Genomic DNA, 14,975 nt, shown 5'->3' on the forward strand with positions numbered 1-14,975 from the left:
CCTCTTCAGATCGCGCAGCCGTCGGGGCCGCACGCCGGCGGCGTCGCGGTTGTGTCGGTCGCGGCGGGCTGAGACGCCGCGACCAGCGCGGCGAGCTGCGCCTTCCAGTCTTCGGCGCGGCCCAGCCAGGGGCCGATGTCGATGCGGCCCGCGCGGCCGTCGGCCTGCGTCAGCACGAAGGTCGGAAAACCCTGTCCGCCCGCGCGCTGCAGGAATTGCCGGCTCTCGGCAATGTGCTGCGCAGTCGGCGCGCCCGCGAGGCGATCGAATGCCGCGGCGAAAGCCTCGGCGCCGAGACCGAGTTCGGCCGCCAGTGCCTTCAGCACTCCCACGTCGGCGATGCGCCGGCCTTCCACGTAGTGCGCCTGCTGCAGGCGATGCGCCATGTCCAGCCCGCCGCCGTCGCGCAGCGATTCGGCCGCGAGTACGGCGGTGGTCGGCGGTTCGGAGTCCATCACCGCGCCGGTGTCGCGCAGCAGGCCTTCGAAGTAGTTCTCGCCGAAGGGCTGGCCCGTCATCTCGGCGATGCGGTGGTCGTGCGGCAGCACGTAGTCGCGCCACTGCGGCGTGATCTGGCGGCGGTTGGCGCCGGTCATCATGCCGCCGCCGTGGAACTCGACCCTCAGGCCGGGTACGCCGCGCGCCGCGTCGACCAGCGGCGCGGCGGCGTAGCACCAGCCGCACAGCGGGTCGAAGATGTAGTGCAGGGTGGTGCCTTGGTCGGTTGCTGCGTTCATTGCGGCCATTTCATTTCTCCCTTGATGACCTTGGCGCCGAGTTCGAGCGACGAGGCGTCTTCCAGCTTCGGGTAGCGCTTCTTCATTGCGGCGATGAGCGCGGCCGAGTCCTTGGCCTTGGCGGCCTCGGTCTCGAAAGCCTTGAGGTAGCCGCGCGTGAATTTCACCGACGCGATGGTGTACGGCGCCGAGCCGTCGGCATTCGGCAGGTAATGGCCGGGCACCACCGTCTTCGGGTGCAGGGCCTGGATGCGGTCCAGCGTCTTGAGCCAGTCGCGGCGCGATTCGGGCGTTTGCGTGTCGGCCACCCACACGTGGATGTTGGCCGACACGGGAATGCCGCCGACCACCGCCTTCAGCGAGGGAATCCACGCGAAGCTGCGCGCCGGCGTGGGGCCGTCGAGGCCGACGACCTGGATCTTGCGGCCTTCGAGTTCGAGGCTGTCGCCGGACAGCGCCTCGGGCACCACCAGCGACCTGGGCGCGTTGTCCTTCAGGATCGGGCCCCAGTGCGCGAGCTTGCCGTCCTTGGAGGCCTGAATGGCTGCCACCGTTTGCGGCGTGGCGACGATCTTCGCGTCAGGGAAGGCGGCGTGGATCACGTCGAGGCCGAAGTAGTAGTCGGGGTCGCTGTGGCTGATGTAGACCGTGGTGAGCTTCTTGCCAGTGGCCTTGATCTTCTGCACCAGCGCCTCGGCGTCGTTGCGCTGGAACTGCGCGTCGATCAGCACGGCGTCGGTCTGGCCGGTCACGATCTCCGACGAGACCGGGAACATCGACTTCGCGCCCGGGTTGTAGACGTCGAGCTTGAGCGGTTGCGCGGCCGTGGCGGCTTGCGCGGCCAGCGGGGCGAGGCTCAGCGTAATGGCGAGGGCGGCGGCGGAGAGAAGGGCTCTGCGGAACATGGTGCGATCTTTCTGTGTGCGGTGAGGGGTGTGACAGCGCTGATGCTTCGAATGTTAGGTTGCGTGAACCGAAACAAAAACCCGACGAACCGCAATGAATCGTTTCCGATTCCGGTCGAATCGGAGGCCCGGAACATCGGTCAGTCCGTGGCGCAGCGCTGCAGATGCGCCACCAGCAACTGCGCCGAGGGCGACAGCGTGGCCTCGTCCCTGAAGCAGATCGCGAACCGCCGGCGCGCCCAGGCATCGGTCAGCGGCATCAGCCGCAGGCCGTAGGCGTCGGTGAAGGGCCGCGCCACTTCCGCCGGCACCACGCTGATCGCCAGCCCGGCCCGCACCACGCGCAGCGCCGCGTCGAAGTTCGACACCAGCACCCGGTGCACCAGCGGCTTGCCCGCCACCGCCGCCTCGCGCGCCAGCATCAGCTGCACCGCGCTGAGCGCGGGCATGCCGACGAATTCATGGTCGAGCACGTCCTCGAAGCGCACTTGCGCGTGTTGCGCCACCGGGTGCGACGGGTGCGCGACGATGGCCAGGTGGTCGGCGCGGTAGCTGCGCCGCTGCAGGCCTTCGAGGTCGGCCGCGTCCCAGCACAGGCCGATGGAGGCAATGCCTTCGCGGATGCCGCGCACGATCTCCGGGCTCACGCGCTCCTCCATGTCGACGCGGATGTTGCGGTGCGCCGGGTTCTGCAGGAAGCCGGCCACGTCTTCCGCCAGCGACTCGGCCATGACCGACGCCGAAGCCAGGATGCGCACATGCCCGCGCGCGCCGCCGGCATAGGCGGCCATGTCGCGCTCGATGCGGTTCACGCTGCCGAGCATGGCGCGGGCGTGCTCCAGCAGGGTCTCGCCGGCCGGCGTCGGCACCACGCCGCGCCGCTTGCGCAGCAGCAGCGGCGTGCCCACCGCCTCTTCGAGCTGCGCCAGCCGCTTGCTGATGGCCGAGCCGACGATGCTGGCCTGCTCGCCGGCGCGCGCGATGCTGTGCGTTTCGCAGACGGAGACGAAGAGGCGGAGGGTGGTCAGGTCGAGGTCGCGCATGGTGTCTCAAGATATTCCGGTTTGGAAGCGAATGACTTCCAAAATATATCTTCTGGATCGAATTGGAACTTCTAACATCCGGCGCATACCCTCACGACGGAGACAAAGTCTTGATTCACGCCTTCCTGCCGCCCCGCGCGGTCGTCCGCGAAGTGGGCCTGCGCGACGGCCTCCAGAGCATCGCCCGCGTGCTGCCCACCGAACGCAAGCTCGAATGGATCCGCGGCGCCCACGCGGCCGGCCAGCGCGAGATCGAAGTCGGCTCTTTCGTGCCGGCGCACCTGCTGCCGCAACTGGCCGACACCGCCGAACTGCTGGCTTATGCGAAGACGCTGCCGGGCCTGTTCGCGTCGGTGCTGGTGCCCAACCTCAAGGGCGCCGAGCGTGCCATCGCGGGCGAGGCCGACCTGATGATCGTGCCGCTGTCGGCCAGCCATGCGCACAGCCTTGCCAACCTGCGCAAGACGCCGGACGAGGTGGTGGCCGAGGTCGGCCGCATCCGCGCGGCACGCGACGCGGCGGGGTCGAAGACGCTGATCGACGGCGGCGTGGGCACGGCCTTCGGCTGCACGCTGCAGGGCCGTGTCGATCCCGACGAAGTGCTGCGGCTGATGCAGGCGCTGCTCGACGCCGGCGCCGACCGCGTGAGCCTGGCTGACACCGTCGGCTATGCCGATCCGGCGATGGTGCGCAGCCTGTTCGAGCGCGCGCTGCGCATCGCGGGCGACCGGCTGTGGTGCGGCCATTTCCACGACACCCGCGGCATGGGGCTCGCGAACGCGTATGCCGCGCTGGAGGTCGGCATCACGCGTTTCGACGCCTGCCTGGCCGGCATCGGCGGCTGCCCGCACGCGCCCGGCGCCAGCGGCAACGTCGACACGGAGGACCTGGTGTTCATGCTCCAGAGCATGGGCGTCGAGACCGGCGTCGACCTGCCGAAGCTGCTCGACCTGCGCCGCCGCGTGGCGGGCTGGCTCGATGGCGAAACGCTGCAGGGCACGGTGTGGCGGGCGGGTTTCCCCAAGACCTTTGCCGTGGTCGAGGGAGTCGCCGCATGAGCGCCACCGAAGAAAAGAAGCGCCTGCCGCTCGCGGGCATCCGCGTGGTCGAGTTCACCCACATGGTCATGGGCCCGACCTGCGGCATGGTGCTCGCGGACCTGGGGGCGGAAGTCATCAAGGTCGAGCCGATCGAGGGCGACCGCACCCGGCACCTGCTGGGCGCGGGCGCGGGCTTCTTTCCCATGTTCAACCGCAACAAGAAGAGCATCGCGCTCGACCTGCGCAACCCCCAGGGTCTGGAAGCCGCGCTGCGCCTGTGCGCCACGGCCGACGTGGTGGCGCAGAACTTCAAGCCCGGCACCATGGACAAGTACGGCCTGGGCTACGCCGCGCTCGGCAAGCTCAACCCGCGCCTCGTGTACGTCAACCACACCGGCTTCCTGCCCGGCCCCTACGAGCACCGCACCGCGCTCGACGAAGTGGTGCAGATGATGGGCGGGCTGGCCTACATGACCGGGCGCCCGGGCGATCCGCTGCGCGCAGGCACCAGCGTGAACGACATCATGGGCGGCATGTTCGGCGCCATTGGCGCCATTGCCGCGCTGATGCAGCGCGCCGAGACCGGCAAGGGTCAGGAAGTGCAGTCCGCGCTGTTCGAGAACAACGTGTTCCTGGTCGGCCAGCACATGCTGCAGTACGCCATCACCGGCCAGGCCGCCGCGCCGATGCCGGAGCGCATCTCGGCGTGGGCGCTGTACGACGTGTTCACGGTGAAAGACGGCGAGCAGATCTTCCTGGCCGCGGTGAGCGACGCGCAATGGAAGACTTTCTGCGACGCGCTGGGCTTCGACGACCTGAAGGCCGACGCCGCCCTGCAGACGAACAACGAGCGTGTGCGTGCGCGGCCCACCTTGCTGGCCGACCTGCGCGAGCGGCTGGCCGGGCGTTCGGCGGCGGAGCTGTCGGCCATCTTCGAGGCCAAAGGCCTGCCTTTCGCGCCGATCACGCGGCCCGAAGACCTCTATGCCGATCCGCACCTCCAGGCCACCGGCGGCCTCGTGGACATCCGCCTGCCGGACGGCGAGCGTGCCGGCGAAATGGCGCAGACGACGCTGTTCCCGATCACGCTCGGCGGCGAGCGCCTGGGCGTGCGCATGCATCCGCCGACGCTGGGCGAGCACACCCGCGAACTGCTGGCCGAGCTGGGCTATGCGCGCGAGCAGGTCGATGAACTGCTTGCGGGCTCGGCGGTGGCCTGATCCACGCGCCGGCGCAAAATTTCAAAACCATAAAGAGAGACAAAGCCATGAGCGACAAGACATTCCTCCCGATGAACCGCCGTTCGGTGCTGGGCCTCGGCGCCTGCGCCGCGGCGGTGGCCGCATGCCCGGCGCTCGCGCAGGGCTCGGACAAGCCGATCCGCTTCATCCTGCCGATCAGCGCCGGCTCCGGCGTCGACACAATCGTGCGCGCGGCGGCGCCCGCGCTCGGCAAGGCCTTCGGCCAGCCGGTGGTGATCGAGAACCTGCCGGGCGCCGGCGGCATCACCGGCGCGGCGGCCATCGTCAAGGCCGCGCCCGACGGGCTCACGCTGGGCATGGTGTCGAACAACCACGTCATCAACCCGGCGGTGTTCAAGAAGATGCCCTTCGACGCGATCACCGACATCACGCCCATCAGCGTGGTGGGCGCCACGCCGCTGGTGCTGGTGGCCAACCCGAAGCTGCCCGCAAAGAACGTGCAGGAACTGATCGCGCTGCTGCGCACCAAGCCCGGCGGCTACAACTACGCGTCGTCGGGCAACGGCACCATCATTCACCTGGCCGGCGAGATGTTCATGGACGAGGCCGGCGTGAAGGCGCGGCACATCCCGTACAAGGGCACGGGCCCGATGGTCACGGACATGATCGGCGGGCAGGTCGAGATGGGCGTGGTGTCGTTGCCGGCGGTGCAGCCGCACATCAAGAGCGGCGCGCTGCGCGCCATCGGCCTGTGCGGCGCCACGCGTTCGCCGGCCGCGCCGGACATCGCGACCATCGCGGAGCAGGGGCTGCCCAACTACGCGGTCGAAGGCTGGTTCGCGGTGATCGGGCCGGCGAAGATGCAGGCCGCCGACGTGCAGCGCGTGCACGACGCGGTGGCGGCGGCCTTTACCAGCGCCGAGGTGAAAGAGGCAATGGACAAGCAGGGCAACGTCATCAAGCCCACCACGCCCGCGCAGGCCGCGGCGTATTTCCGCAGCGAGGCGGCGCGCTACGCGGCGCTGGTGAAGAAGGCGAACGTCGTCCTGGAATGAAGGATTTGCTCCTTCCCCTTCCGGGGGAAGGCTGGGATGGGGGCATGCAGAGCGCCTGCAATGGGCGCCGCTTTGGGCCTTGCATCAGGGCCTAGGCCGGACCGACCGCGCGGTAGAGCGCCCGCACGAAATCCGACTGCGTGATCATTCCCGTCAGGCGCTTCTCGCCGTCGATGATCGGGATGTGGTGATGCCCGCCTTCGGAGAACAGCGGCACCAGGTCGACCACCGGCCGGTCGGCGCTGGCCACGCGCACCTGGCGCGTCATGATCTGGCCGACCACCTCGGGCTTGTTCGACATCACGGTGCGCGTGGCACGGATCAGCTCGCGCAGCCTGCCCGCGATGCCGTCGTGGTGCTGCAGGTCGAGCTGGCGGAAGAAGTCGGCCTGCGTGACGATGCCGACCACGCGGCGCGTGCGGTCCGTGACCGGCAGGGCCTTGATGCGGCGTTCGTGCATCAGCGCCCAGGCCTCCTGCAGCGGCGTGCCGAACTCCACCGAGACGGGCTCGCGCGACATGATGTCGGCGCAATGCAGCGTGCCGAGGCGGCGCTTGTACGACTCCAGCTCGGTCTGCTGGATCAACGATTCGAGGTCGTCGCGGCTGATGTCCAGCACCTGGTTGTAGCGGGCCAGCACGGCGTCGATGTCGGCCTGGCTGAAACGCGCGTCGGCGGCCGGCGGGCGCGCGACCTGCACATGCGGATAGCGCCGGCCGGTGAGGGTGTTGTAGAGAACGCCCGCCAGCACCAGCAGCAGCGAGTTGGTGAAGAAGGGAAACAGCGCGGACGAGAAATGCGTGGTGTGCGTCAGCACCGCGAGCAGCGCCGCGGCGCCGCCGGGCGGGTGCAGGCAGCGCGCGCCGAACATGAGCGCGACGGCCAGTGCCACGGCCACGGCTGCGGCGATGGTCGGCTCGGGAATCCAGCTGGCGCAGGCGATGCCCACCACCGCCGACAGCGTGTTGCCGCCGATCACCGGCCAGGGCTGCGCCAGCGGGCTGGCCGGCACCGCGAACACCAGCACCGCGCTGGCGCCCAGCGGCGCGATCAGCCAGACGCTTGCGTGCAGCGGACCTGCCAGCCAGTGCGACAGCAGCGCCGCCGCCAGCAGGCCGAGGCCCGCGCCGGCCACTGCGCGCAGACGTTCGCGCGCATCGACGGTGGTGCGTGCCGGCAGCCAGGCGCGCGCGTGGGCCAGCAGGGCGTCGAACCGCATAGGAGCGTGCGCTGCCTGCTCAGCCTTCGTGCGCCACCATGCGCCCGATCTCGGGCCATCGGCCGTGCAGCCACACCCAGGCGACGAGTCCGATGGCGAGCATGGCCATGGAGGTCAGCGCCAGCGCGAGCGTGGAGTGCATCACCAGCGGCGCCACCGCGCCGGCCACGATGCCGTTGGCGGTGGAGCCGATCACCGCCTGCAGCGACGAGGCCATGCCGCGGCGCTCGGGGTGCAAATCGAGCACCAGCAGCGTGACCACCGGCACCATCAGCGCCCAGCCGAAGGCGAACACCGCCAGCGGCCACAGCGCCCATGCCACGTGCGCCTGGAAGAAGGTGTTGGCTACCACGTTGACCACCGAGGTGACCAGCATGATGAGAAAGCCGTCGCGGATCTGCCGCTTGGGCGCCACCTTGCCCGCCATGCGCCCGCTGGCGCGCGCGCCGAGCATGATGCCGCCGATGGTCAGCAGGAAGAACCAGAAGAACTGCTGCGGCTGCAGCGCGAGGTGGTCGCCGAGGAACGCGGGCGCGGCCAGCACGTAGAGGAACATGCCGTTGAAGGGCACACCGCTGGCAAAGGCCAGCAGCAGGAAGCGCGGGTCGGAGCACAGGTCCCAGTAGCCGCGCATCAGGTGGCGCACCTGGAAGGGCTGGCGGTGGTCCTTGTGCAGTGTCTCGGGCAGCAGCTTGTAGTTGGCCGTGAACAGCACCACGCCCACCGCCACCAGGAACCAAAACACGGCGTGCCAGCCCGCGTGCACGAACAGGAAGCCGCCCACGATGGGCGCGATGGCCGGCGCCACGCCGAAATAGATCGTGACCTGGCTCATCACCCGCTGCGCCTCGGCGGGCGGGAACATGTCGCGGATCACCGCGCGCGAGACCACGATGCCCGCTCCGGTCGACAGGCCCTGCAGTCCGCGGAACAGCACCAGCTGCGTGATGTTCTGCGACAGCGCGCAGCCCAGCGACGCCAGCGTGAACACCGCCAGGCCCCACAGCACCACCGGGCGGCGCCCGAAGCTGTCCGACAGCGCGCCGTGGAACAGGTTCATGAACGCGAAGCCGAACAGGTAGGCTGAGAGCGTCTGCTGCATCTCGGCCGGCGTGGCGCCGATCGACTGTGCGATGCCGGAGAACGCCGGGATGTAGGTGTCGATCGAGAAGGGCCCGAGCATGCCCAGCACGGCGAGCAGCACGGCAAGCGCCCAGCGCGGGGCCTGCCAGAGTTTGTCTGCATCGGGATTCATGGAAAGGCAGCTCCGTTGTACTTGTTGTCTGTCTACGAAAAAGAGAACGCCCGCCGCCCGTATGAGGGGCAAGGCGGGCGCTTTGGCTTCAGCGAACCCGGATTACAGGGTGTCGATGAAGCTGCGCAGCTTGTCCGAACGGCTCGGGTGCTTCAGCTTGCGCAGCGCCTTGGCTTCGATCTGGCGGATGCGCTCGCGGGTCACGTCGAACTGCTTGCCGACTTCTTCCAGCGTGTGGTCGGTCGACATTTCGATGCCGAAGCGCATGCGCAGCACCTTGGCTTCGCGCGGCGTGAGCGAGTCGAGGATGTCCTTGACCACGTCGCGCAGGCCGGCCTGCATGGCGGCTTCGATGGGCGCCGTGTTGCTGCTGTCCTCGATGAAGTCGCCCAGGTGCGAATCGTCGTCGTCGCCGATGGGGGTTTCCATCGAGATCGGCTCCTTGGCGATCTTCATGATCTTGCGGATCTTGTCTTCCGGGATCTCCATCTTCGCGGCCAGGATGCCGGCGTCGGGCTCGAAGCCGAACTCCTGCAAGTGCTGGCGCGAAATGCGGTTCATCTTGTTGATCGTCTCGATCATGTGCACCGGGATGCGGATGGTGCGCGCCTGGTCGGCGATCGAGCGGGTGATGGCCTGGCGGATCCACCACGTCGCGTAGGTCGAGAATTTGTAGCCGCGACGGTATTCGAACTTGTCGACCGCCTTCATCAGGCCGATGTTGCCCTCCTGGATCAGGTCCAGGAACTGCAGGCCGCGGTTGGTGTACTTCTTGGCGATGGAGATCACGAGGCGCAGGTTGGCCTCGATCATTTCCTTCTTGGCATCGCGCGAAGAAGACTCGCCTTCGTTCATGCGCTTGTTGATGTCCTTGAGCTGCGTGAGCGGCACCACCACGCGCGACTGGATGTCGGCGAGCTTCTGCTGCAGTTCCTGCACCGGCGGGATGTTGCGCCCGAGCACCGTGCTCCACGGCTTGCCGGCGGCGGCCTGCTTCTCGACCCACTTGAGGTTCAGCAGGTTGGACGGAACGACGTTGCCGTTCTTGTCGAAGCCGCTGAAGTCGCGGATGAACTCTTCCTGCGGGAAGCCGCACTTGTCCACGATGATGCGGCGCAGCTCGCGTTCCTTCTTGCGGACGTCGTCCACCTGCGTGCGCACCAGGTCGCACAGCTTCTCGATGGTGCGGGCGGTGAAGCGGATGGTCATCAGCTCGTCCGACATGGCCTGCTGGGCCTTGGCGTAAGCCGGCGTGCCGTAGCCTTCCTTGTCGTAGATCTTGTGGACCTTCTCGAACAGGGCGGCGATGCGGTCGAAGCGCTCGAGCGCGTCGCGCTTGAGTTCCTCGAGCTTCTTGGTCAGGGCCTTGGAGCCGCCCTTGCCGTCGTCGTCGTCTTCCTCGTCGAATTCGTCGAAGTCTTCCTCGGCGACGTAGTCGTCGGCCTCGTTGGGGTTCGAGAAGCCGTCGACGATGGTCGAGATGACGACCTTGCCTTCACGGATCTCGGCGGCCAGGCGCAGGATTTCGGCGATGGTGGCCGGGGAGGCCGAGATGGCTTCCATCATGGCCATCAGGCCGCCTTCGATGCGCTTGGCGATTTCGATTTCGCCTTCGCGGGTCAGCAGCTCGACCGTGCCCATTTCGCGCATGTACATGCGCACGGGGTCGGTGGTGCGGCCGAACTCGCTGTCCACCGTGGAAAGAGCCGCTTCGGCTTCTTCCTCGGCTTCTTCCACCGTGGTGGCGGTGGGCGCGGTGTTGTTCAGCAGCAGGGTCTCGGCGTCGGGCGTCTGCTCGTACACCGCCACGCCCATGTCGTTGAGCATGGTGACCACGACTTCCATGGTCTCGGCGTCGACCAGCTTGTCGGGCAAGTGGTCGGAGATTTCGCCGTGCGTGAGGTAGCCGCGGGTCTTGCCCAGCGTGATCAGGGTCTTCAGGCGCGAGCGGCGCTTGGCCAGGTCTTCTTCGGAGAGCACGGTCTCGTCGAGGCCGAACTCCTTCATCAAGGCGCGTTCCTTCGCCTTGCTGATCTTCATGCGCAGCGGCTTGACCTTCTCTTCGGTGGTCGTGGCTGCCGCGGGTTCGTCGCCGGCCAGGTCGTCCTCGATGTCCGACAGGTCGATGTCGCTCTCGGGCGCGTCCTTGTCAGCCTTGGGCTTGCGGCCGCGCTTGGCGCCGGTGGTGGCAGCGGCGCCGGCGGCCTTGGGCGGGCGCCCGACTTTCTTGGCGGCGGGAGCGGCGGCTTTTTTGGGATCGTCGAGAGAGGTCGATTTCGTGGGCACGGTTTTCACTTTCGTTGCGGCTGCCGATTTGGTTGCGGCGGCACCCGTCTTAGTTGCCGGCGACTGGCCGGCTTTCAACGGTTTTTCTGCTGCGGGCTTGGTGGCGACGCTTTTGGCAAGTGAAGGAGCAGGCTTCTTTGAACTGGGCATACGACCTCGTTACGGCAAGAAAAGACAAGCGGAATCACAGGCGCGCCGTCACGCGGACAGCGCCACCACGCCCGTGCACAGGCACGGACAAAACAATTGGGAAAGAGGAAGTGATTCCTCAACAGGCAAGATGTCGGGCGAACATTTGGTGTGCAGTCCTTGCGGTTATTGACCCTTTCCGCCGGAATTTACCGTTGGAGTGCGTTGCGCTAGGGGTCGGCCCGGAGGTGCTGCTGTCGCTCTTGCCTAATTTCGCCAGTTGCGAAGCCCTACATTATAGCGCGTTGCGCAAATTTCAAGCACTTTCTGTACCGGACGGGCGCAGGCGGTTGCGCAATTCGAGCCGGCGCGCCTCCAGCGCCTTGTAGCGCTCCAGGGCCTTCGGGTCCTTGCCCACGGCCGCGATGGCCTCGCTCTGCTGGGCTTTCAGGCGGTCGTCGAGCATGAAGTCGAGCACGCTGGTCAGCTCCTTGGCGGCGTCTGCCAGGTGCTGTTCTTCCTCGCCCTCGGGCACCGGTCCGGCTTCGGACACGGCCATGAGCCGCTCGGCCAGCGGCTCGAATTCGAGCCCGCGCAGGCCCTCGCGCAGCGCCGCCCAGGGCTGTACGCCGTGCTCGTGCAACTGGCTGTCGAGCCAGGTGAAGAGGGCGCCGTGGGCGCCGGGCAGCTCGCACAGCATCAGGTGCAGCTCGTGCGAAAGCGCCTCCCACTGCGCCATGTTCGACAGCAGCAGCCGCACCGCCACGTCGGGCCGGCTGGGCGGGGTGCCGCGGCCGCGCAGCGGCTCGATGGGCTCCTCGAACTTGCCGCCCCAGCGCTTGCCCTTGGTGAACTTGCGCTGCGGCTGGAACTTGGGCTTGCTATCGCTTTCATAGCGCGGCGGCTCGTATTCCTGAGGCGGCGGTATGTCGGGGTAGTAGTCGTCGCCGCCGCCCGTGTACATGGGCGGCTCGTTGTGGCGCTGTCCGGCGGAGGCGCCGCCAGGCTTGCGCGGGCCGGGCGTGGAGGCCCACAGTTCCGAGAGCGCCGCCGCGTCCAGCTGCACCAGCGTGGCGATCTCGCCCAGCAGCTGCCGCTTTAGCGCGCCGTCTGGCATGGCGCTCCAGAGCGGGCGCACGTTGCTGGTCATGTGGGCGCGGCCTTCGGCGGTGGTCAGGTCGCAGCCTTCGCGGGCGGCCTCGAGCATGAAGCGCGACAGCGGCGTGGATTCGGCCACGAAGCGGGCGAAGGCCTCGGCGCCGTGTTCGCGGATGAAGCTGTCGGGGTCGTGCTCGGCCGGCAGGAACAGAAACTTGATGCTGCGCACGTCGGTGGCGTAGGGCAGCGCGCCGTCGAGCGCCTTGCGCGCGGCGCGGCGGCCGGCGGCGTCGCCGTCGAAGCTGAACACCACCGATTCGGTGAAGCGGAAGAGCTTTTGCACATGCTCGCTCGTGCAGGCCGTGCCCAGCGTGGCCACCGCGTTCGGAAAGCCGAGCTGCGCCAGCGCCACCACGTCCATGTAGCCCTCGGTGACCAGTGCGTAGCCCCGGTCGCGGAAGGCGGCGCGGGCTTCATAGAGGCCGTAGAGCTCGCGGCCCTTGCTGAACACGGGCGTCTCGGGCGAGTTCAGGTACTTGGGCTTTTCGTCGCCCAGCACCCGGCCGCCGAAGCCGATGCATTCGCCCTTCACGTTGCGGATCGGGAACATCACGCGGTCGCGGAAGCGGTCGTAGCGCTTGGCTTCCTCCTCGCTGAGCTTGCCTTCCTCGTTGTTGACGATCACCAGCCCGCTCTCGGCGAGCAGCGGGTCGTCGTAGTCGGGGAACACGCTGGCCAGCGCGCGCCAGCCGGCCGGCGCATAGCCGATGCCGAACTGCTTGGCCACTTCGCCGGACACGCCCCGGCCCTTCAGGTATTCGATGGCGCCGGGCGCCTGGCGCAGGTGCTTGCGGTAGGCGTCGCCGGCCTTTTCGAGCACGTCGGTCAGCGTCGCCTGCTTCTGGCGCTGGCTGGCCGCGCGGGCGCGCTCGGCGGGGGAGGCGTCGTCTTCGGGCACCTGCAGGCCGTACTGCCCGGCCAGGTCATGCACCGCCTCGACGAAGCCCATGCCCGCATGCTCCATCAGGAAGCCGATGGCGTTGCCATGCACCCCGCAGCCGAAGCAGTGATAGAACTGCTTGGTCGGGCTGACGGAGAAAGAGGGCGATTTCTCGCCATGGAACGGGCACAGGCCCATGAAATTGGCGCCGGCCTTCTTGAGCTGCACATAGCGGCCGACGATCTCGACCACATCGGCGCGCGCGATGAGTTCTTGGATGAATGAAGCGGGGATGGTCATGTAGGCGAAGAGCGGCAAATCATACGCAAGCCGCCGAACGCCCGGGGCCGGGCGGCATACTGGCCGCGACCGAAATCCACGCATGACAATGTCCAACCCCTTGCAACATGCTGCTCCCGTGCTGCGCCACCCCGTGCGATTCGCCTGGGAAGCGCTGAAGGAGTTCCGCGCCAACCAGGGCCTGCTGCTCGCGGGCGCGGTGGCTTACTACGCGCTCCTGTCCATCGTGCCGCTGCTGATCGTCAGCGTGATCGCGCTGTCGCACGTCATCGAGCAGGCCGAATTGCTGCGCACCATCGGGCGGTACCTCGAATGGCTGCTGCCGGGGCAGTCGAAGGCCATCGTGGCCGAGCTGTCGAGCTTCCTGGATCACCGCGACGTGCTCGGGCCGGTGCTGCTGGTGACGATGATCTTCTTCAGCTCGCTGGCCTTCAGCGTGCTCGAGAGCGCAATGGCGGTGTTCTTCCACCACCGCAAGGCCGCACACAAGCGCCATTTCCTCGTGTCGGTGGCCATGCCGTACGTCTACATCCTGTGCCTTTGCGTGGGGCTGCTGCTGGTCACGCTGGTGTCGGGCGCGCTGCAGCTGGTGGGGCAGGAGAGCGTCGACCTGCTGGGCCACAGCTGGTCGCTGTCGGGCATTTCGGGGCTTCTGCTGTACCTGCTGGGGCTGGGCGGCGAGATCTTCATGCTGACCTCGCTCTACCTCGTGATGCCGGCCGGGCGCATGTCGCTGCGGCATGCGCTGCTGGGCGGCGTGACGGCCGCGCTGCTGTGGGAGGCCACGCGGCGCGTGCTGATCTGGTACTTCTCGACGCTGTCGCAGGTGAACGTGGTCTACGGCTCGCTCACCACGGCGATCGTGGTGCTGCTGAGCCTGGAAATTGCGGCCACCCTGGTGCTGCTGGGGGCCCAGGTGATCGCGCAGTACGAGCGCCTGGACCGCACCGGCAGCACCAAGCCGCCAGCCTCGGAGGTCAGCGGGGAGCCAATCGAATCGCTCCGTCCAGACGAATCACCTCGCCGTTGAGCATGTCGTTCTCGATGATGTGCCTGGCCAGCTTGGCGTAGTCCTCGGGCGTGCCCAGGCGGGAAGGGAAGGGCACGCTGGCGGCCAGGGCGTCCTGCACTTCCTGCGGCATGCCGAACAGCATGGGCGTGCCGAAGATGCCGGGGGCGATGGTCATGTTGCGGATGCCGCTGCGCGCGAGGTCGCGGGCGATCGGCAGGGTCATGCCGACGACGCCGCCCTTGGAGGCGCTGTAGGCCGCCTGGCCGATCTGGCCGTCGTAGGCCGCGACGGAGGCGGTGGAAATCAGCACGCCGCGCTCGCCGGTGGCTTCGGGCTCGTTCTTGCCCATGGCGTCGGCCGCCAGGCGGATCATGTTGAAGCTGCCGATCAGGTTGACCGTGACGGTCTTGCTGAACACCGCCAGCGCGTGCGGGCCGTTCTTGCCCACGGTCTTCTCGGCCGGCGCGATGCCTGCGCAATTGACCAGCCCGACCAGCTTGCCGAGCTTGAGCGCGGCGGCCACCACGGCCTGGCCGTCGGCTTCCTGGCTCACGTCGCACTTGACGAACACGCCGCCGATGTCCTTCGCAACGGCTTCGCCCTTGTCAGCCTGCATGTCGGCGATGACCACCTTGCCGCCGTTGGCGGCCAGCATGCGCGCCGTGCCTTCGCCGAGGCCCGAAGCGCCACCGGTCACGATAAAAACCTTGCCGTCGATCTGCATAAAAAGTCTCCTGGGATGAGCCTTTCATTA

12 protein-coding genes and 1 pseudogene are annotated in these 14,975 nt (G+C 67.9%); 5 read left to right on the top strand and 8 right to left on the bottom strand.

What is annotated here, in order from left to right; genetic code table 11:
- Window positions 1–5: 5 nt before the first annotated feature.
- The 3 genes and pseudogenes from C4F17_RS00195 to C4F17_RS00205 form a co-directional block, all read right to left on the bottom strand.
- Complete coding sequence (locus C4F17_RS00195; protein WP_106933849.1) at window positions 6–746, bottom strand: DsbA family protein; 741 nt, start codon at window positions 744–746, stop codon at window positions 6–8.
- Window positions 740–1,642 (bottom strand): annotated as a pseudogene (locus C4F17_RS00200) (MBL fold metallo-hydrolase); the annotation flags it as partial. The gene C4F17_RS00195 and the pseudogene C4F17_RS00200, both read right to left, overlap by 7 nt.
- A 140-nt stretch (window positions 1,643–1,782) precedes the next feature.
- Window positions 1,783–2,685 carry a LysR family transcriptional regulator gene (locus C4F17_RS00205; protein ID WP_081268634.1) on the bottom strand — a complete coding sequence of 301 codons (903 nt, stop codon included), beginning with the start codon at window positions 2,683–2,685 and terminating at the stop codon, window positions 1,783–1,785.
- Between the two features lie 110 nt (window positions 2,686–2,795).
- Between C4F17_RS00205 and C4F17_RS00210 the strand changes: the two genes are divergently transcribed.
- Genes C4F17_RS00210 through C4F17_RS00220 form a run of 3 tightly spaced genes read left to right on the top strand, consistent with a single transcriptional unit; the run spans window position 2,796 to window position 5,982 of the window.
- Window positions 2,796–3,743, top strand: a complete 948-nt coding sequence (locus C4F17_RS00210; RefSeq protein WP_106933851.1) for a hydroxymethylglutaryl-CoA lyase — start codon at window positions 2,796–2,798, stop codon at window positions 3,741–3,743.
- Entirely contained in the window at window positions 3,740–4,945 is a 1,206-nt protein-coding gene (locus tag C4F17_RS00215; protein WP_106933852.1) for a CaiB/BaiF CoA transferase family protein, read from the top strand. Before C4F17_RS00210 ends, C4F17_RS00215 begins: the two co-directional genes overlap by 4 nt.
- A 47-nt stretch (window positions 4,946–4,992) precedes the next feature.
- Window positions 4,993–5,982 (top strand): tripartite tricarboxylate transporter substrate binding protein, encoded by a 990-nt coding sequence (locus C4F17_RS00220; RefSeq protein WP_442805194.1) that lies wholly within the window; start codon window positions 4,993–4,995, stop codon window positions 5,980–5,982.
- A gap of 91 nt (window positions 5,983–6,073) precedes the next feature.
- On the opposite strand, the gene C4F17_RS00225 is transcribed toward C4F17_RS00220, so the two are convergent.
- The 3 genes from C4F17_RS00225 to rpoD form a co-directional block, all read right to left on the bottom strand.
- Complete coding sequence (locus C4F17_RS00225) at window positions 6,074–7,201, bottom strand: HPP family protein (protein ID WP_106933853.1); 1,128 nt, start codon at window positions 7,199–7,201, stop codon at window positions 6,074–6,076.
- Between the two features lie 19 nt (window positions 7,202–7,220).
- Complete coding sequence (locus C4F17_RS00230) at window positions 7,221–8,456, bottom strand: multidrug effflux MFS transporter (RefSeq protein WP_081268639.1); 1,236 nt, start codon at window positions 8,454–8,456, stop codon at window positions 7,221–7,223.
- Between the two features lie 102 nt (window positions 8,457–8,558).
- Window positions 8,559–10,742, bottom strand: a complete 2,184-nt coding sequence (rpoD, locus tag C4F17_RS00235) for an RNA polymerase sigma factor RpoD (RefSeq protein ID WP_234382454.1) — start codon at window positions 10,740–10,742, stop codon at window positions 8,559–8,561.
- Between rpoD and C4F17_RS33265 the strand changes: the two genes are divergently transcribed.
- Entirely contained in the window at window positions 10,735–11,064 is a 330-nt protein-coding gene (locus C4F17_RS33265) for a hypothetical protein (protein ID WP_234382456.1), read from the top strand. The two genes, rpoD and C4F17_RS33265, sit on opposite strands and share 8 nt — an antisense overlap.
- A gap of 123 nt (window positions 11,065–11,187) precedes the next feature.
- On the opposite strand, the gene dnaG is transcribed toward C4F17_RS33265, so the two are convergent.
- Entirely contained in the window at window positions 11,188–13,209 is a 2,022-nt protein-coding gene (gene dnaG, locus C4F17_RS00240; protein ID WP_106937392.1) for a DNA primase, read from the bottom strand.
- A gap of 82 nt (window positions 13,210–13,291) precedes the next feature.
- On the opposite strand from dnaG, the gene C4F17_RS00245 reads away from it, so the two are divergent.
- Window positions 13,292–14,239, top strand: coding sequence for a YihY/virulence factor BrkB family protein (locus C4F17_RS00245; protein WP_081268641.1), 948 nt, complete (start codon window positions 13,292–13,294; stop codon window positions 14,237–14,239).
- On the opposite strand, the gene C4F17_RS00250 is transcribed toward C4F17_RS00245, so the two are convergent.
- Window positions 14,187–14,945, bottom strand: coding sequence for a 3-hydroxyacyl-CoA dehydrogenase (locus C4F17_RS00250; RefSeq protein ID WP_106933854.1), 759 nt, complete (start codon window positions 14,943–14,945; stop codon window positions 14,187–14,189). The genes C4F17_RS00245 and C4F17_RS00250 overlap by 53 nt on opposite strands.
- Window positions 14,946–14,975: the final 30 nt, after the last annotated feature.

The organism is Variovorax sp. PMC12 (assembly GCF_003019815.1).
Taxonomy (GTDB): Bacteria; Pseudomonadota; Gammaproteobacteria; order Burkholderiales; family Burkholderiaceae_C; genus Variovorax.